Raw genomic sequence first — 17,258 nt, 5'->3', positions numbered from 1 at the left:
TCATCTCGCGAACGTGCGCTGAATCAATACCGGAGAAGCCGGGGAGAAGCCGGGGAGAAAAGAGAAAGGGGCCGGATCCGTGCGGTGCACGGATCCGGCCTCCCCGGCGCCTTTCGGGCAGTCCTCCTACAGCGACTGCCTGAGCGCCTCGGCCACCTTCATGGTGCGTACGGTCTGGTAGCCGACGGCGGCGAGGTTGTCGTCGGTGACGTTCTGCGCGAGGTGACCGGGAATGGCCTGCAGGCCCGACGTGGCGCTGACCCCGTAGGGGTTGCCGTTGCTCGGTGCGAGCAGGATGTCGTCGGTCACGCCGGGCGGCACGATCACGGCCCCCCAGTGGTAGAAGACGTTGCTCAGCGACAGCAGGGTGGACTCCTGGCCGCCGTGCTGGGTGCCCGTGGAGGTGAACGCGGACATCGCCTTGTTCATCAGCCCGCGCCGGGCGTGCAGTTCGAAGGTCTGGTCGATGAAGTGCTTGAGCGGGCCGGCGAGCAGGCCGTAGCGGCCCGGAGTGCCCCAGACGACGGCGTCGGCCCAGTCCAGGTCGTCGATCTCGGCCACCGCGACGTCCCGGCTGGCGGCGACGTGCTCGGTGTTCGCCTGGCTCCATTCCTTGTAGTTGGGCGCGAGCGGCTCACCGGTGATCTCCGCGACCCGGCGCAGCCGCACCTCGGCACCCGCCTTCTCCGCCGCCTCGGCAGCGGCGACAGCCAGCTTGTGGATGTTCCCGGTGGCCGAGTAATAGACGATGGCGACATTGGTCATGGACGTACTGCTCCCTCATCGGATTCGGTGCCCGCGCCGTCCTTCCGGCTGCCGGTGCACGCCCCATCGTGTCGCCGGGCCCGGCCGGGCAGCGACCTCGTTCCCATAGTCCGTCAGGTACCGGCCCGTGACGGCGAAAGCCGCCTTTCTCTGGCCCCGCGGGGCGCGGCTCAGGCGCCACCGGCCTCCACACCGGGCGGGTTGTCGATGATGTAGCGCCACAGTCCGTCCGGCCCGCGGCGGGCGACATCGGTGGCGGTGCCCTCGATGTGCACCCGCTCGCCGTCCGGGCCGGCGCCGTCGATGACGAAGTCACCGATCAGCAGCGCGGTGTCGTCGTACACATAGGTGTGCCGCAGACTGATCTCGATCGGCACACCCAGGGCCAGGAAACTGCTGGTCGCCTGCCGGCGGCCGTCACCGCTCACCACCACGCCCGGTCGCAGCACACGCACCGCCCCGGGTTCGAAGAGACGGTCGATGGCGGCGAGGTCCTTGGCGTTGAAGGCCTCGACGAAGGTCTGGGGCAGCGTGGCCGGGTCGCTGACTGCCATGTTTTCTCCTCAAGCGTTCTGGTCAGATGGTCCTTCAGGCGGCGGCCCGGACAGGTGCGGCGGCCTTCAGGGCCGCCGCGACATGGATGGTGCGGCGGGTCTGGTAGGCGATGGCACCGACGTTCTCGTCGTGGATGAAACCGATGCGGTTGCCCGCCACGGTGCTCGCGCCGTACGGGTTGCCGTTGTTCTTCTCGTACAGCACCGGATCGGCGGAGCCGGTGGCGACGATGACCGATCCCCAGTGGCAGATGGCGTTGTGCAGCGCGAGGATCGCCGTCACCTGCCCGCCGTGCTCGGCGGAGCCGGAGGCGAAGGCGGAGACGGCCTTGTCCAGCAGACCGCCGTGGATCGACAGCGACGAGGAGGTGTTGATGAACTGCATCAGCTGCGGCGCGGCGAGCCCGAAGTGGACGGGCGTGCCGAGCAGGATGGCGTCGGCCCACTCCAGGTCCGCCACGCACGCCTCGGCTATCTCCAGGGCGTCGGCCGCGTGCTCGTCGGAGCCGGGCCGCCCCGTGGCGGCGGTCTCCGCCACCCGGCGCAGCCGTACCTCGGCGCCCTGTTCGGCGGCGGCGTCGGCCGCGGCCCGCGCGAGCCGGTGGGTGGAACCGGTGGACGAGTAGTAGATGACGGCGACGTTGGTCATATGGGTGGCTCCCTGGGCGTAGCCGGTGAACCGGCTTGGAGTGCGGGGACGTCCGGCATCGTGGCCGACCGCCCGGCACGGCGGCAACGAAGCGCCCGCGAGTGCGTCAGGTCGCCCGCGCGGCGCGCAGGACACCGGCGGTGGCGACCGCCAGAGCCGCGGCCAGGAACAGCGCCAGCGAGGAGAAGTCCGAGAAGCCGACGGCGAGCTGGGCGCCGGCGCCGGCCCCGACGTTGAGGGTGAAGCCGTACACCGCGATCGCGGTGGTCTGCGCGGCCCCGGCCCGGGCGCCGACACTCTGGATGAGCGCCGGACCGAGCGTGGAGAACCCCGCCATGAACGCGAACAGGGCGGCGCCCAGGGCCAGGGCACTGTCCGCGCCCCCCACCGCGGCCAGCATCGCGGCGGTGGTGACCACCAGCGCCCCGCCCGCGCGGCGCGCCGCGGAGAACCGGCTCAGGGCCGGGGCGAGCAGCACGGCGGCCAGCAGCGCAGGCAGGGCGCTGGCGCGCAGCGCCAGCAGGGCCGGGCCGTCGTCCGCCATGCCGGCGGGGCCGTGCAGCTGGACACCGGTGTAGGCGGCCGTGAGGCTCGCCGCGCCGACCATGATGACCAGGTACAGCGTGACCATCCGCCCGCCCAGGACGGCCCGCAGCCCGGAGCGTGCGGCCGGGTCCGCCCGGCCGGCGTCCCTGCGCTCCTGGGGCAGCAGCACCCGCCAGGAGACGGCGGCACCGACCAGCAGCAGCGGCACGGTCCCCCAGAACACCCACGTCCAGCCGAACAGCGACGCCACCAGCTGGGCCTCGGCCTGCCCGATCACCACGGTGGCGCCCATACAGGCGGAGACCACGGTCAGGGCCAGGGCGACCCGGTGCGGGGCCATGCGGGCGTGCAGATACGCGTACGACATGGGGATGAACGAGCCCGCGAACAGCCCCTGCAGGGCGCGCAGGGCGACTCCGGTGCCCAGTGACGTCACCAGCGGCAGCAGGGCCGTGACCACGGCCATGGCCAGGACGCTGGTGACCATGACGGTACGCCGCCCCCAGCGGGTGGCCAGCGGGCCGCTGATGAGCGAACCCGCCGCGTGGGCGAACGCGAACGCCGTGGTCGACAGCGCCGCCGACTGTGTCCGCACACCCCAGGCGGCGGCGAGTTCGGGCATGAGCGGAATGGTGACGTACATCTGTCCGACCACGAGCACGCCCATGAGGGACACGGTCGTCACGGTCGCGGCGAACGGGGCTGTCCGTGACGTCGCCGAAGGCACTTCGGCAACCGATAATTTCGACATACACCGATCCTGCGGGGGAGGCCGCGGCCCCGGCAATCGAACGGCCCGCTATGCGTCAAGTCCCCCATGGCCGGCGTTGAATCCGTCCGCGGAAATGCCGAACCCCCGCACCCGCGGGGGAACGAAACAGTGCGAGGGGCCGGCAGCCGGCGCACCCGGTGGGGTGCGCCGGAGATGCGGGTCAGACCTGAGCGGTCTGCGGCTCCTCACTCGCGGCGGCCGTGGCCGAACCCCCGGCCACGGCCCGCCCCTTCTTGGCCGGCTTCTGCAGGCCCAGGGAGATCAGCGCGGTCAGTGCGATACCGACCGCGGCGATGAACACCGCGGTGCGCAGGCCGTCGTTGGTGGCCGCGCGCAGCGCCTCGCCCTGCAGACCCTCCAGACCGGAGTTGGCGACGGCGACGAGGACGGCGAGACCGACCGCACCACCGATCTGCTGCGTGGTGGAGGCCATACCGGAGGCGATGCCCTGCTCCATCGGGTCCACACCGACCGTGGCGGCGCCGAACATCAGGGTGTAGCCGGCGCCCTGGCCCAGGCCCAGGACGACCATGCCGGGGATCAGGGAGACGTAGGAGCCGTCGGTCGCCAGCGTCAGACCGACGATCACCGTGCCGGCCAGGCCCACCAGCAGGCTGGCGATCATGATGGCGCGCAGACCGAACTTCGTGGCCAGACGGCCGGCGGTCTGCGCGCCGATGGAGATGGCGACCATGGGGACCAGGAACGCCAGCCCCGTCTCCAGCGCGTTGTAGCCGTGCACGCCCTGGAAGTAGACGGTCAGGAAGTACAGCAGGGAGCCGAACGTCGCCATGTAGAAGAAGGTGACCGCCGCGCCGGTGCTCAGGTTCCGGTTGCCGAACAGCCGCAGCGGCATCAGCGGGTCCTTGCTGTTCTTCTCGATGACGAAGAACGCCGCCAGCAGCGCGGCGCCCAGGACGAGCGCGCCGACGATGACCGGCGAGCCCCAGCCCGACTCCGGGCCCTGCACCAGGGCGAAGACGACGGAGGTGGTACCGACGGTGGCGGTGAGCGCGCCGGCCAGGTCGAAGGAGCGGCCCGAACTGCTCAGGGTGTCGCGGGAGATCAGCGGGAAGGCGAACAGGATGGCGATGACGGCGAGGGGAACGTTGACGTAGAAGACGGACTCCCAGCCGAACGCCTCGGTCAGCACACCGCCCAGCAGCGAGCCCAGGATCATGCCGGAACCGCCGGCCGTGCCCCACACGGCGAAGGCGCGGTTGCGCTCCTTGCCCTCGGCGAACCTGGTGGACACCAGCGTCAGCGTCGCGGGGAAGAGGAACGCGCCGCCGATGCCCTGCACCGCCCGGGCCGCCATCAGCACGGCAGGCTCGGTGGCCAGGCCGCCGGCCAGCGAGGACACCCCGTACAGCGCCAGCCCCAGGACGAAGATACGGCGCGGCCCCCACAGGTCGCAGGCCCGGCCGCCGAGCAGCAGGAACCCGCCGAAGGCGACCGCGTAGGCGCTGATCACCCACTGCAGGGTCTGGGAGGTGAAACCGAGAGCGTCACCGATCTCGGGGAGCGCGACATACACGATGTTGTAGTCGATGGAGATGATCAGCTGGGCGAACGCCAGCAGCGCCAGGAGGAGTCCGGGGCGCCGGCGCGGTGCCTCGAGGGCGGCGCCTGTGGCCGAAGACGGCATGACTGTGCCTTTCACTACGGGTCGGAAAAAGAGGGGCGCGCGGGGCGCCGCACCGGGAACGAACAGCCCGGCGCGTGGTGCGGGGGGTGCACTCAGTCCTGGTCGAACCAGTTGCGTACGTGGTGCGGTGCTGCGGGGTCGGCCCGTCGCACGGTGTCGGCCGGCTCGGCGATCGTCCGGCCCGCGGGCCGGTGCCGCCAGGCCGGTTCCGCGCCGGCGAAGGCCTGGGCCACGGTGCAGGGGGCGCGCCGGCCGGCCGGGCCGTGGTGACGGATTTGCGTGCACGAAAAGGCTTGTGCCGCACCGTCGATGGCCGTGGCCACGTCCATCAGGCTGATGTCGTCCGGCTTCCGGCCGAGACGGCAACCGCCACGGGGGCCGGAGCGGGACGAGACGATGCCGGCTCGTCCCAGTGCGTTCATCTGCTTGTTCAGGTAGGCCGGCGGCAGAGCGTGGAACGCTGCCGGTCCGGCCGCCGGCACCACCTTGTCAGGAGAGAGCCAGGACAGGCTGATGCAGCAGTGCACCGCCCATTCCACGCCCTCTCTCAGCTTCATGTCCTGGACATTACGCATCGGCGATGTCCGCGGTGAAGGCCACACTTCTTTTAATGTCAGGTCGCGTCCGGGGCGGCCGGCCGGGCCGTCAGGGACGCTTTCAGCTCCGTCTCCAGACGGCCGAGGTCCGCCTCGTGGCCGTGCGCCGCGATGTGCCCGTCCGGCCGCACCAGCCAGTAGCCCGCACGGCGGCAGCCGGTGGCCAGGGCGCTCTCCGGGCGGCGCAGCACCACCGTGCGCAGCAGCCGTCCGTAGCGGGCGGCGGCATGCCCGGCCTCGGTGCGCCAGGTGTCCGAGGGCGGGGCGAGGACCAGGGTCCAGCCGTGGGGATCGGTGCCGGGGCCGCTGATGTTGTGGGCGAGGGCCGCCCGCCGCGGGAAGACCGCGCCCTCCTGCAGGCCGCCCGGGATCCGCCCCAGGACCCGGCAGCCGGCCGGCCCGGAGGGCCGCTGGGTGGCACGCACCGGCGGGTAGGCCAGACGCCGGCCGGCCATCACCGGCGTGTAGTACCGCGACACCACGCCGCTGCGGTCGAGGAGTTTGAAGGCGGTGTCCCGGGCGAGCACCTTGGCCGGGCTGCGGGCCACCCAGGCGCGGGTCTGCAGGTCGGTGTCGCGCACGATCTGGCGGGTGGCCTCGGAGCGTTCCGTGCCGTAACTGGCGAGCAGACAGGCCGGCGAGGCGCCGCGGATGACGGCGGCCAGTTTCCAGGCGAGGTTCTGGGCGTCCTGCAGGCCGTTGTTCATGCCCTGGCCGCCGGCCGGGCTGTGCACGTGCGCGGCGTCGCCGGCCAGGAAGACGCGCCCGACGCTGAAGTCGGACGCGTGACGGGCGTGCACGCGGAAGACGGCCTGCCACACCGCCTCGGTCAGCCGTACCCCGCGCGGCCCCCGCTCGTCGAGGATCTCCTGCATCAGCTCCAGGGAGACCTCACGCCGGCCCTTGGGCATGACGGACAGGAAGCGGTGGATGCCGCCGGGCATCGGCACCACGACCAGGGCACCGCCGGCCGCCTGGTAGAACAGGCACTCGTCCCGTGGCAGGTCGCCCTCGGTCCGCGCGTCGACGAGCGCGAACGCCATCTCGTAGGTACTGCCCGAAAACCCGACGCCGAGCTGGCCGCGGACCGCGCTGCCGGCCCCGTCGGCGCCGATGACGTAGGGCGCCCGGATGCGGCCGACGCTGCCGTCGGCCAGCTCCACGACGGCCGTGACACCGTCGGTGGCGGCGAGGTCGCCGGAGAAGTCCACCCCTTCCAGGGCCAGCAGCCGCACCCCGCGCTCCACCTTGCCGCCGAGTTCGGCCAGACGCTCGGCGAGCAGACGCTCGGTCACGTGCTGCGGCAGCACCCGGCAGGCGGTGTCCTCGTCCAGGGGGAAGGAGGCGAGCGGCTTGCGGTCGGAGAAGTAACTGAGCCGGTTGATGCGCAGGGACTCGCGGTGGACGGCGTCGCCGAGCCCGGCGTCCTCAAGGATGTCCAGGGCGCGGGGCCACACCGACAGTGCCTTCGGTGTCGTCGACGCGGCCCGGGCACGGTCGATGACCCGCACCCGTATGCCGCGGCGCAGCAGTTCCACGGCCGTCAGCAGGCCGGTGGGTCCGCCGCCGACGACGAGTACGTCGATGTCGGGCGGCCCGGTGGTGGTGATCTCGCTCATCGCTCTTCAGTCCGTCCGCACGCCGGCGGTGACGCCTCCGGCGGGCCGGTCGGGCAGCCGGTCCAGGTGGATGCCGAAGTACTTCTCGTAGGCCTGGAGTGCCTCGCTCTCGCTTCCGAGGGTGTGCTTGGAGCGCTCCTCGCCCGCGACCATGCTGACCTGGGCGTTGCCCTTGAGCGTGACCAGGCCGTCGGGGGTGCGGATGGAGCAGAACAGGCCCTGCAGGAACGAGGAGTCGGGCGAGGTGCGGTACCACCACAGGGTCGGGGCGAAGTCGGCGATCTGCACCGGCCGGTCCGCGACCCGGTAGAGGGGCTTGCCGCCGAGGTACACGTCGACGACGCCGTCGCCCGCGTCGTGCAGCTGGTAGTCGCCGTGCGGGTCGTGCTGCACCTCGCGGGAGGCCAGGTTCAGCGGGAAGCGGCTGTTGCGGCCGAAGCCGACGTCGACCAGCCAGTCCTGGCCGTCGGCCCTGACGCGCAGCGCCAGGTGGCCCAGGAAGGGGCCGAGCCCGTCGGGGCGGTGCACCCAGCCCGGCAGGATGTCGAGCTCGTAGCCGAGGGACGTCAGCAGGAACGCCAGGGCGGGGTTGACCTCGTAGCAGCCGCCGCCCCGGTTCTTGCGGACGATCTTCTCCAGGACGCGTTCGTCCATGAAGATGTCCTCCCCGAGGTGGTAGTCGAGGTTCTCGAAGGGGACCGACAGGATATGACGCTCCATCAGATGGCGGAGTCCTGCCAGGTCCGCGCGGTGCGGCCGGTCCGCTTCGATCCGGCGCAGGTAGTCGTCCATGATGTTGTCCGGCATCACCGTCTCCTTAGACGTGCGGGGTGCTGTGTGAGGGGTGGTTGCGCTGCCAGCGCAGCAGTGACAGGCCCATGGCCATGCCGCCGCCGAAGCCGGCCAGCAGAATGAGGTTTCCGTCGCTCAGCCGTCCCGAGCGGGCCGCGAGGTCGAGGGTGACGGGGACCGAGGCGGATCCGGTGTTGCCGAAGTCCTCGTAGCTGAGCCGTGTGCGGCCGGCCGGGACGCCGAGCGAGGCCGAAAGGTCCTCGAGCATGCGCCCGTTGGCCTGGTGCGGAACGAAGTGGTCGATGTCTTCGACGGAGAAGCCCGCGCCGGTCACGAAGGCGCCGATGGCCGGGGCGACCGTGGCGTCGACGAACTCGCGCACACCGCGCCCGTTCATGGTGAAGTAGTGCAGGCCCTGGGCGAGGGTCTCGGGCGTCGCCGGCAGGCGGCTTCCTCCGGCCGGCACCTCGATCAGGTCGCGTTCGGCGCCGAACCCCGCCAGCTGTCCGGCCAGCAGGCCGCGGGCGGGCCGGGCCGGGCCCAGCACCACCGCTCCGGCTCCGTCCCCGAAGAGGATGGCGGTGCGCCGGTCGGCGGGGTCCAGGATGCGGGAGTAGATGTCCGCGCCGATGACCAGCGCGTAGGGGGAGTCGGAGCCCGCGAGGATGTGCGCGGCCGTGTTCAGTGCGAAGACGAAGCCGCTGCAGACGGCGTTGACGTCGAAGGCGGCGGGCCCGTGGCCCGCGCCGAGGCCGTCGGCCACCACGCAGGCGGTGGGCGGCTGCGGCGAGTCGGGCGTCGAGGTCGCCACGATGATCAGGGAGAGGTCCGCGGCGGTGATGCCGGCGGCCTCCAGCGCGGCCCGGCCCGCGGCGACGGCCAGGTCGGACGTCGCCTCGTCCGGTTTGGCCCGGCGCCTGTTGCGTATCCCGGTCTTGCGGTGGATCCATTCGTCGGTGACTCCGGCGGCGGCGGCGACCTCGTCGTTGCCGACCGCATGGGAGGGCAGACAGGAACCCGTGCCCAGGATCGCGATGCCGGCGGGCCTGCGGGTTGAGCGAGCCGTACCCGTGGTGATCATGTGTGACCCTTCGGTTGAGAGTTCGGTCCTCCCGCAGCAGATGGTCCCCAGGGCGTCCGGTCGGGGGCAAAGCCCGGCCGGAGAACCCGTCAGGTCGCCGGGGAGTACGTCAGATGGCGGCCGGCCGGCGCTCGACGCCGGCCGGCCGCCGACAGCGGTGGTCAGTCGGCCACGGCCAGGCGGGAGCCGGCCAGGAGACCGTGCACGAGGTCGCCGGTGATCCCGACGCCGTTCTGGGTCAGGACGGACTCCGGATGGAACTGCATCGACGCGAACCGCGTGCCGCGCAGCGCGTGGACCTCCAGACTGCTCGTGTCCCGGGCGATCTCCACGACCCCGGCCGCGTCCGTCTCCGTCTTGTCCTCGCAGCTCACGGCCGCGAACGTGTTGTAGAAGCCGACCCGTTCGCGCCGGCCGAACAGGTCGATGTCACGCTGGACACCCTGGTTGGGGACGGCTCTGCGCCGCAGGTCCAGGCCGAGGCGGCGGCTGAGCACCTGGTGGCTCAGGCAGATCGCCAGGAACGGCCGCTGCTCCTGGAGCAGTGTGGTGATCGTGCGGTCCAGATGGGCGATCTTGGGGTGGGAGAGATCGCCCGGGTCGCCGGGGCCCGGGCCCATCACCACCAGGTCGTGGCCGGCGAGCCGGTAGGGCTCGTCGAACCGTTTCACCGTCACCTGCAGCCCCAGGGAGTGCAGCTGGTGCCCGATCATCGAGGTGAAGGTGTCCTCCGCGTCCACCACGAGGACCTTCAGCCCGGGCGGCAGCGGCCGTTCGGCGGCGGGCGGGCCGCCCGCGAGCCAGAACCCGGCGATGGTCTCGTTGCGCTGCTCCAGCGCCCTGCGCACCTCGGGATGGGCGGCGAACCGGGTCGGGCCGTGGCCTTCCAGCGCGGCGAGCAGCCCGGCGGCCTTGGCCCGGGTCTCGGCCACCTCCGACAGCGGATCGGAGTGGCGTACCAGCGTGGCTCCGACACCGATACGCACCTGCCCGGCCGCGTCGATGTCGGCGGTGCGGATGCAGATCGCGGAGTCCAGGGCGAAGCCGCCCGCCGCGTCGCGGCCCATCAGGGCGGCCACGCCGCTGTAGTAGCCGCGGCCGCTGTGCTCGTAGCGGCCGATGACCCGGCAGGCGCTCTGAAGCGGGGAACCGGTGACCGTCGGCGCGAACATCGTCTCGCGCAGCACCTGACGCGGGTCGATGGCGGTGCGTCCTTCGATGAAGTACTCGGTATGGGCGAGCCGGGCCATCTCCTTGAGGAAGGGGCCGCTGACCCGGCCGCCGTCCGGGCAGATCCGGGCCATCATCTTCAGTTCCTCGTCCACCACCATGTACAGCTCGTCGGTCTCCTTGCGGTCGGCGAGGAAGTCCATCACCTCGGGCAGGGTGGGGCCGGAGGCCGGGTAGCGGTAGGTGCCGGAGATCGGGTTCATCACGGCCGTGCCGTCCTGCACGCTGATGTGCCGCTCGGGTGTGGCACCGACCAGGGTGCGGGTGCCGGTGTGCACGACGAACGTCCAGTACGCGCCCTTCTCGCGCTCCAGAAGCCGCTTGAAGAGGGTCAGGGCGCTGCGCGGGGAGTACTCGCCGATGTCGAGGGTGAAGGTCCGCTTGATGACGAAGTTCGCGCCCTCGCCGGTGCCGATCTCGTCGGCGATGATGCGGCGGACGGTCTCGGCGTAGGCGTCGTCGTCCACGTCGAAGCGGGCGCCGGAGGTACGGATGTTCTCCTCGGGCAGCCGGGCGAGAACGGTGCCCAGGGCGGCGCTCTCCTGCCGGGTGACGCTGAGGGCCACCAGGGGGGTGCCGTCGTCGTGGGCGGTGAAACCCCGCTCGGTGATCTGCCGGTAGGGCACGAGGGCGAGCACGTCGTGGCGGGGACCGTCCGCGCTCCCGGGCTCGGGCAGCGGGATGTCGGACAGGGTCCGGGGGTGCGACACCTCGCCGACGAGGATGTCGACCAGCTGGGGGCCGTTCGCCTCGGGCCGGTGCAGCAGGGCGAACGGGCCGGGCTCGGCGCCGAGGATCTCGTCGAGCAGCGTGCCGTTGGGCGGCCCCTGGGGGCGGTCGCCGGTCATGACAGGGCCTCCTTGGCGGTGGTGACGACCGCGCAGCGCGCGGCCGCGTACTCCAGGGCCATCCGGTGCTGGCTCTCGGTGAAGTCGGCGACGGCGTCGGCGATCACGAACGTCTCGATGTCGTGGCTGAACGCCTCCACGGCCGTGATGAGCACGCCGACGTGGGCGTAGACCCCGCAGACCAGGAGCTGGTCACGCTGGTGGAAACGCATCCGGGTGAGCAGGTCGGTGTGGTGGAAGGCGCTGTAGCGCCACTTGGTCACCAGCCAGTCCCCCTGGCGGGGGGCCAGGGCGTCGACCACGGCACGGTCGGCCGGGGCGGGACGCATGCCCGGGCCCCAGAAGTCCTTGAGCAGGCCCCGCTGGTGGGCGCTCATGCCGCCGGGCTGGGCGGTGTAGGCGACGGGGATGCCGAGCCGGGCGCACTGCTCGCGCAGCTGGGCCGCGTTCGCCACGAGCCGGCTGCGCAGCGGCTCGGGGAACGGCTCGAGGAAGTAGCGCTGCATGTCGTGGACGAGGAGCACCGCGCGCGCCGGGTCCACGCTCCACGGTGCGGTGTTCGCCGGCAGCTGTGACGAGGAGGGCAGGGGGTACGACTCGATGGTCGGAAGTCCGGCCATGGTGGTCTCGGTTCCTTTCTCCGCGGTGTGTGCCGCCCGCCGCCGCGTCAGGCGCGGCCGGCGGCGACACAACCGTGCTTCCGGCACGGGGCTAGGCGCCGAGCGCCGCGCCGCCGTCGACGGTCAGGGTGTGCAGGGTGATGTGGGAGGCCTGGTCGGACAGGAGGAAGGCCACGGCGCGCGCGACGTCGCCCGGCTGGGCGAGCTTGCCCAGCGGGATGCCGACGCGGAAGGCGTCGAGGTTCCCGGCGACGGTGGCGCGCGGACCGGCTTCGTCCTGCCACATGGAGCTCAGCATCGGGGTGTCGGTGGAGCCGGGGGCGACGATGTTGCAGCGGATGCCGTGCCGGGCCACCTCCAGGCCCAGGCTCTTGGTGAACATCTCCGCCGCCGCCTTGGAGGCGGCGTACGCCGCCATTCCGGTCCGGGGGGTGGCGGCGGCGTTGGAGGCGACGGTGACCACCGCCCCGCGGCCGCGCGGCACCATACGGGCGACGACGGCGCGCGAGAGATGGAAGACGCCCGTGGTGTTGACGGCGAAGGTGCTGTTCCAGTCGTCGTCGCTGAAGGTGGACACCTCGCCCAGGCGCAGCACCCCTGCCGCGTTGACGAGGAAGTCGATGGGGCCCAGGCGCGCTTCGATCTCGGCGACGGCCTCGTCCACCGCCCGGCTGTCGGTCACGTCCGCCGGGAACGGTGCCACCGGCAGCCCGTCCGCGCCCAGTTTCTCGATCATCTCGCCGAGCTGGGCGGCATCGCGGTCGACCGCGGCCACCGCGGTGCCCTGTTCACCCAGGACACGGGCGACGGCCGCGCCGATGCCGCCGGCGGCTCCGGTGACCAGCGCCAGTCTGTTCTCCATGTCGTGCCTCTCCTTCACATGCCGTGCGGGCAGGGGCTGTTCGGTGTGGCCGGTCACGACTGCCAGGCGGACACCACGGAGATGCCCTGGCTGACGTTGAGCCGCGGGTCGCACAGGCTCTGGTAGGCGTCACCGACGAGGCCGGCGGCCCGCGCGTCGCTGACGCACTCCATGACCGCGTCCGGCGTCGTCTCCAGGTGCAGGCCGCCGGCGATGCCGCCGCCCGCGGTCACCGCGTGGTGGAAGGCGACGACCTCGCGTTCGGCCGCCTCCACGTAGCGGGTCTTGAACCCTTGCGGGGTGGTGACGGTGTTGCCGTGCAGCGGGTCGGTCAGCCAGATCACCGGGTGGCCCGCCCTGCGTACGGCCTCGACCAGCGGGGGCAGGGCGTCGGCCACCGCGTCGGCGCCCATGCGGGCGATGAGGGTGAGCCGTCCCGGCTCGCGCCGCGGGTCCAGACGCCGGCACAGATCCAGCAGTTCCTCCGGGGTGATGCTCGGGCCGACCTTGCAGGCCACCGGGTTGACCACGCCGGTGAGCAGGGCGACGTGCGCGCCCTCGGGCTGGCGGGTGCGCTCTCCGATCCACGGCCAGTGCGTCGAGGACAGCACGAGTCCGTCGGTCTCGTGCCGCAGCAGGGGCACTTCGTAGTCGAGGAGCAGGGCCTCATGGCTGGTCCAGACAGCGGGGTCGATGAGGTCCGTGCCGCGGGCACGGTGCCAGTTCAGGTGGTGCATGATCTCGTCGGCCGCCATGTACCCGGTCAGCAGGCGCAGCGGATCGGGGCGGCGTCCTTCGGGGGTGGGCTCGGGGTTGTTGACCATGTGGCCGCGGTAGACGGGCAGTTCGACGCCGCCGATCAGCTCGGTCGGTTTCGAGCGCGGCTTGCCGAACTGTCCCGCGATACGGCCCACCCGGATCACCGGCTTGCCGGTGACCAGCCGCAGCGCCCCGGCCAGCAGGTCGAGCACGGCCGCCTTGCGCGCGACATGCTCGGCGGTGCATTCGTCGGGGTCCTCGGCGCAGTCCCCGGCCTGCACCACCAGGGCCTCGCCGGCCGCCACCCGGGCCAGGTGGCCGCGCAGGGCACGCACGTCGTCCGCGCGCACCAGCGCGGGCCGGCTTGCCAGGTCCGACCGGACCCGGCTCACCTGCGCCGGGTCGTCCCAGACCGGCTGCTGAGGGGCGATCTTCCATTCGAGGTCGAGCAGTGGATAGTCCACGGATGTCTCCAGACAGGGAATACGGACGGTGGGGAAAAAAGACACGGCACGGCTGCCGCGGTGTACGGACGATCGGGGAGAAGGTCGAAGGGCCCGGCCGGGGCGGCACGGGGCGGCCGGGTTCAGAAACGGGGCGTCCAGCCCACCGCGTCCCAGAACCCGAGCTGGGCGAGCTTGGGGGTGTGCGTGACCTCGGCGATGCGAGGACCGCCCAGGACCAGGGTGCTGGGCGCGTCGGGGGTGAACGGCGGCCAGCCGCAGGTGTTGGGGGTGTCGGGCACGGAGGTACGGGCGAAGGCCGCCACGGCGTCGATGAGGATGTCCGACAGCAGCCTCTCCACGGGGCCCGCGCCGGCGACGGGCGCGAACTGCGGGAGCCGGTGGGTGCCGAACAGGAACGGTGAGGTCGCCTCGTGCGGGGTGCCGAAGTGCGGCGCCGGCGCCGGGTGGGCGAACTCCATGGCGTACAGGGGGCTGTTGCCCGCACGGGCATGGCGCTCGGCGGACCGGACGATCTGGTGCCGGAACAGCGCGTCGCCCCAGATCTCCGTCCACAGCGACAGCGGATCGCCGGGCAGGGCGGCGTCCCGTGCGGCGTCCCGGTAGGCGAGGGTGCAGGCGTCGGCGAGGTCGTCGCCCGCCTCCGGCCGCACGAGCCGCAGCACATCGCGCACGGCCCGTCGCAGGGCGACGGCGTCCCGCGGCGCGGGCAGGGGCTGGGGGGAGGCGGGTCCGGTGTAGAAGGAGCCCTCGGTGCTGGTGTGGACCGACAGCACGGGCACGTCGGGGGCCGGCAGCGCGTGGTCGGGCCCGGCCATGGTGCGCCCGTCGACGACCGGCCCGCGGTACCAGCGTCCGCTGGTGACGATCCGGTCCTCGGGGCGCGGCGCGAAGATCTCCTCCCAGGCCGCGGCGAGCGCGCCGGCCGGCACCTCGCGCAGGCCGGCGACGGTGGTGCCCAGCCGGCGGGCGACGGCCCGGTAGACGGTCCGGGAGTCCTCGGGGGTGAGCGCGGTCGCGGGCGGCGTGACATGGCTGGGGCTGATCGACACGATGCGCCGGATCAGGCCGCGCAGGCCGGGCAGCAGGGCGAGCTGCCAGGCGCTGGCGCCGCCCGCGGAGGTACCGCACACGGTGATGTTGTCCGGGTCGCCGCCGAAGGCGGCCGCGTTGGCGTGCACCCAGCGCAGCAGCGCCTGCTGGTCCTGCAGGCCCCAGTTGGCGAAGTCGCCGGTCAGCGGATCGGTGAGGTCCTCGTGCAGACCGAACCCCAGGACGCCGAGCCGGTAGTTGAAGGTGACCACGACCATGTCCGCGCGGGCGGCCAGCCGGGCCCCGTCGTAGGCGGGCATGCTGCCTGCCCCGGCCTGCCAGCCGCCGCCGTGGATGTACACCATCACGGGCCTGCTGCCGCGGGTGCGGGGCGTCCACACGTTGGCGTACAGCGAGTCCTCGCTGCAGGGCGGCACGGGCCGGCTGGGTATGGAGCTCTGGAAGGAGACGTCGGCGAAACGCACGGCGTCGCGCACCTCGCGCCAGGGCACGGGCGGCCGCGGGGAGGCGAAACGCAGTTCGCCCAGCGGCGGCCTGGCGTAGGGGATGCCGCGGAAGGCGGCGACACGGCCGGTGCGTTCGCCGGCCACCGGCCCGGCCGTCGTGCGCACGACGACGCGGGACCCGCTCGCGGCGCGGGGACGAGGGCCGTCGGTTGCGACGGCGTTCGCCTTTGTCCGCCCGTCGGCGGCCTGCGGCTGGACGGTCATGGTGAACTCCTCGGGCACTGGGACGGGCTGTCCGCAGATCGTGTGCCGGGGGTTCAGAACTCGCCAAAGGACGTTCGGACAATCCGTCAGCTGCCCTGCGCAGTCCGTCAGCTCGGCGGGCCGGGTGGCCGCCGAGCTGACACAGGGGGTGAAAGGACGGCTGACAGAGCGGACCCTCGTCCGTACACTGCGCCGTTCTCCATGCTCACGCGCAGGCCCGCGTGCATGACTACGCGGATGCCTGCGTCACCTCCGCGGCCTCGGTCTGCGGCTCGACCGTGCCGGACAGCACCGCGACGGCGTGGGCGGCCGAGGCCAGGGTGGCGTGCCGGTGCCAGCCACTGAAGGAGCGGCCGGAATAGTCCTTTATGCCCACCCGTTCGGCGATCTGCGCGAAGTCCTGGTTCACCCGCTGGGGCAGCTTGCTCAGCCGCAGGAGCTGGGAGGGGTGCAGGTCGGTGATGTTGGTCAGCCACAGTTCGGCCGGCCAGCGCCCGCCGTTGTCGCCGACGCCGAACAGCACCAGGTCACGGCACCAGGAAGGGCGGCGGGCGGTGCGGCGCGGAAGCCGCACGCGCACCGTCGCGGTCAGTCCCGCGTGCACGGTGCGACCGCCCGGGCCGGGCCGGCGCTGGATGACCGGCTGGCGCAGCGGCCGGGCCATCAGCATGAGCTGATGCGCCGTCATCTCCGTGCCGGCGGCCGTACGGGGCAGCCCCGCGTCGGCGGCGGCCAGCCGCAGGTTGGCGCTGACCCGTAACAGCATCGGCGCACCCGCGTCCTGCAGCCCGCGCACCGTGCCCGCCACGTCGGACTGGCGGGCGTCCATCAGCGCGGGGCGCACCGGCAGGCCCCAGTCCCGGGTGATGCCGAGGTAGGCCTGAACGCAGCACTGGTCCATGGACTCCGGCAGCACCGTCTCCGGGATCGCCGCCTGCCGGCGCCGGGTCTTGTCGTCCAGCCAGGTGTCGGGCAGGTGCAGACGCCAGTTGACCGGGCTGCTGTGCTCCTCGGAGACCGCCCACACGCCCACGGCCTGCTGGGCGTTCATGATCTGGCCGCGGCGCGGGCAGAAGCGGCGGTCGACCCCCACCGAACTGTCGCCGGCCTTGGGTATCACCATCGGCTGCAGCACATAGGCGCGGGCGGGGGAGACCTCCTCCAGATGCCGGGCCAGGGCGCGGCGGACCGGGCCCCAGTCCCAGGTGGAGCCGCTGATGAAGTGGTGCAGGCTCTGCTCGGCCGCCTCCCCGCCGAACAGCGAGGAGATGTTCCGGATCGACTTGCGTCCCTCGACACCGAGCAGACCCTGCACGTACTCCATGCCCCTGCGCCGCTGGTCGCTGCGCGGCAGGGACCCGAAGAGCACCGCGCTCAGCTCCCGCAGCACGCTGTCCCGGGTCGCTTCCCGCGCCGGGTAGGACAGCTCCCCGTCCGTGGTGCTCCTGTGCTGCAGCCTGGTCTGCATCCCATCCCACCTCGCCACTCGGTCGACCGGGCCCCGTTGGTCCGGCCGCGACCCGCGTCTGTGCGGTTGCGCCTGCGGCAGCCGTACGGTGTGGTCCCGACTGCCTGCTGAGGCAGCCTCTGATCAGGCGTCCAAGGGGGGACCAAGGCCGGGGAAACGCGCAGGCCAACGGGGTTTCGGCGGGCTCTGCGAGGACCTGACGGCGGCCGGGCGGGACGCAGG

The 17,258-nt window shown here is 72.4% G+C and carries 15 protein-coding genes; all 15 read right to left on the bottom strand.

The window, feature by feature from the left end; genetic code table 11:
• Window positions 1–126 precede the first annotated feature (126 nt).
• Window positions 127–765, bottom strand: a complete 639-nt coding sequence (locus tag OG858_RS00480; RefSeq protein ID WP_086750881.1) for an NAD(P)H-dependent oxidoreductase — start codon at window positions 763–765, stop codon at window positions 127–129.
• 170 nt (window positions 766–935) lie between these two features.
• Window positions 936–1,319, bottom strand: coding sequence for a YybH family protein (locus OG858_RS00475; RefSeq protein ID WP_037697753.1), 384 nt, complete (start codon window positions 1,317–1,319; stop codon window positions 936–938).
• Between the two features lie 34 nt (window positions 1,320–1,353).
• Window positions 1,354–1,968 carry an NAD(P)H-dependent oxidoreductase gene (locus tag OG858_RS00470; protein WP_319268833.1) on the bottom strand — a complete coding sequence of 205 codons (615 nt, stop codon included), beginning with the start codon at window positions 1,966–1,968 and terminating at the stop codon, window positions 1,354–1,356.
• 106 nt (window positions 1,969–2,074) lie between these two features.
• Entirely contained in the window at window positions 2,075–3,199 is a 1,125-nt protein-coding gene (locus OG858_RS00465; protein WP_179201270.1) for an MFS transporter, read from the bottom strand.
• Window positions 3,200–3,446: 247 nt separating this feature from the next.
• Window positions 3,447–4,934, bottom strand: a complete 1,488-nt coding sequence (locus OG858_RS00460) for an MFS transporter (RefSeq protein WP_086750884.1) — start codon at window positions 4,932–4,934, stop codon at window positions 3,447–3,449.
• A 92-nt stretch (window positions 4,935–5,026) separates the two neighbouring features.
• On the bottom strand, window positions 5,027–5,491 hold the full coding sequence (locus tag OG858_RS00455; RefSeq protein WP_218779655.1) for an RrF2 family transcriptional regulator: 465 nt from the start codon (window positions 5,489–5,491) through the stop codon (window positions 5,027–5,029).
• A gap of 56 nt (window positions 5,492–5,547) precedes the next feature.
• On the bottom strand, window positions 5,548–7,149 hold the full coding sequence (locus OG858_RS00450; protein ID WP_319268841.1) for an FAD-dependent oxidoreductase: 1,602 nt from the start codon (window positions 7,147–7,149) through the stop codon (window positions 5,548–5,550).
• 6 nt (window positions 7,150–7,155) lie between these two features.
• Window positions 7,156–7,956 (bottom strand): arylamine N-acetyltransferase family protein, encoded by an 801-nt coding sequence (locus tag OG858_RS00445; protein WP_319268844.1) that lies wholly within the window; start codon window positions 7,954–7,956, stop codon window positions 7,156–7,158.
• 10 nt (window positions 7,957–7,966) lie between these two features.
• Window positions 7,967–9,022, bottom strand: a complete 1,056-nt coding sequence (locus OG858_RS00440; protein ID WP_319268846.1) for a 3-oxoacyl-ACP synthase III family protein — start codon at window positions 9,020–9,022, stop codon at window positions 7,967–7,969.
• Between the two features lie 161 nt (window positions 9,023–9,183).
• Window positions 9,184–11,100: an anthranilate synthase family protein gene (locus OG858_RS00435; protein ID WP_319268848.1), complete on the bottom strand. Its 1,917-nt coding sequence runs from the start codon at window positions 11,098–11,100 to the stop codon at window positions 9,184–9,186.
• Window positions 11,097–11,720 (bottom strand): isochorismatase family protein, encoded by a 624-nt coding sequence (locus OG858_RS00430; RefSeq protein WP_319268851.1) that lies wholly within the window; start codon window positions 11,718–11,720, stop codon window positions 11,097–11,099. The genes OG858_RS00435 and OG858_RS00430 overlap by 4 nt, the downstream gene beginning before the upstream one ends.
• Window positions 11,721–11,811: 91 nt before the next feature.
• Window positions 11,812–12,582, bottom strand: a complete 771-nt coding sequence (locus tag OG858_RS00425; RefSeq protein ID WP_086750892.1) for a 2,3-dihydro-2,3-dihydroxybenzoate dehydrogenase — start codon at window positions 12,580–12,582, stop codon at window positions 11,812–11,814.
• Between the two features lie 53 nt (window positions 12,583–12,635).
• Complete coding sequence (locus tag OG858_RS00420; RefSeq protein WP_086750890.1) at window positions 12,636–13,805, bottom strand: 3-deoxy-7-phosphoheptulonate synthase; 1,170 nt, start codon at window positions 13,803–13,805, stop codon at window positions 12,636–12,638.
• A gap of 122 nt (window positions 13,806–13,927) precedes the next feature.
• The gene (locus tag OG858_RS00415; protein ID WP_328543752.1) at window positions 13,928–15,568 is read right to left on the bottom strand and encodes a carboxylesterase/lipase family protein; all 1,641 of its coding nucleotides are present in this window, start codon (window positions 15,566–15,568) and stop codon (window positions 13,928–13,930) included.
• A 229-nt stretch (window positions 15,569–15,797) separates the two neighbouring features.
• Entirely contained in the window at window positions 15,798–17,036 is a 1,239-nt protein-coding gene (locus OG858_RS00410) for an IS701 family transposase (protein WP_319067574.1), read from the bottom strand.
• Window positions 17,037–17,258: the final 222 nt, after the last annotated feature.

This window comes from Streptomyces europaeiscabiei, from assembly GCF_036346855.1.
GTDB classification, from domain to species: Bacteria; Actinomycetota; Actinomycetes; order Streptomycetales; family Streptomycetaceae; genus Streptomyces; species Streptomyces europaeiscabiei.
The sequence above is the reverse complement of the archived record's forward strand: the minus strand, read 5'-3'. Positions and strand labels throughout refer to the sequence as shown.

Coding starts and splice junctions, on each gene's coding strand:
- OG858_RS00415 (WP_328543752.1), bottom strand. CDS start 15,568: ATGACCGTCCAGCCGCAGGCCGCCGACGGGCGGACAAAGGCGAACGCC.
- OG858_RS00425 (WP_086750892.1), bottom strand. CDS start 12,582: ATGGAGAACAGACTGGCGCTGGTCACCGGAGCCGCCGGCGGCATCGGC.
- OG858_RS00440 (WP_319268846.1), bottom strand. CDS start 9,022: ATGATCACCACGGGTACGGCTCGCTCAACCCGCAGGCCCGCCGGCATC.
- OG858_RS00480 (WP_086750881.1), bottom strand. CDS start 765: ATGACCAATGTCGCCATCGTCTATTACTCGGCCACCGGGAACATCCAC.
- OG858_RS00455 (WP_218779655.1), bottom strand. CDS start 5,491: ATGAAGCTGAGAGAGGGCGTGGAATGGGCGGTGCACTGCTGCATCAGC.
- OG858_RS00435 (WP_319268848.1), bottom strand. CDS start 11,100: ATGACCGGCGACCGCCCCCAGGGGCCGCCCAACGGCACGCTGCTCGAC.
- OG858_RS00445 (WP_319268844.1), bottom strand. CDS start 7,956: ATGCCGGACAACATCATGGACGACTACCTGCGCCGGATCGAAGCGGAC.
- OG858_RS00410 (WP_319067574.1), bottom strand. CDS start 17,036: ATGCAGACCAGGCTGCAGCACAGGAGCACCACGGACGGGGAGCTGTCC.
- OG858_RS00450 (WP_319268841.1), bottom strand. CDS start 7,149: ATGAGCGAGATCACCACCACCGGGCCGCCCGACATCGACGTACTCGTC.
- OG858_RS00430 (WP_319268851.1), bottom strand. CDS start 11,720: ATGGCCGGACTTCCGACCATCGAGTCGTACCCCCTGCCCTCCTCGTCA.
- OG858_RS00470 (WP_319268833.1), bottom strand. CDS start 1,968: ATGACCAACGTCGCCGTCATCTACTACTCGTCCACCGGTTCCACCCAC.
- OG858_RS00475 (WP_037697753.1), bottom strand. CDS start 1,319: ATGGCAGTCAGCGACCCGGCCACGCTGCCCCAGACCTTCGTCGAGGCC.
- OG858_RS00460 (WP_086750884.1), bottom strand. CDS start 4,934: ATGCCGTCTTCGGCCACAGGCGCCGCCCTCGAGGCACCGCGCCGGCGC.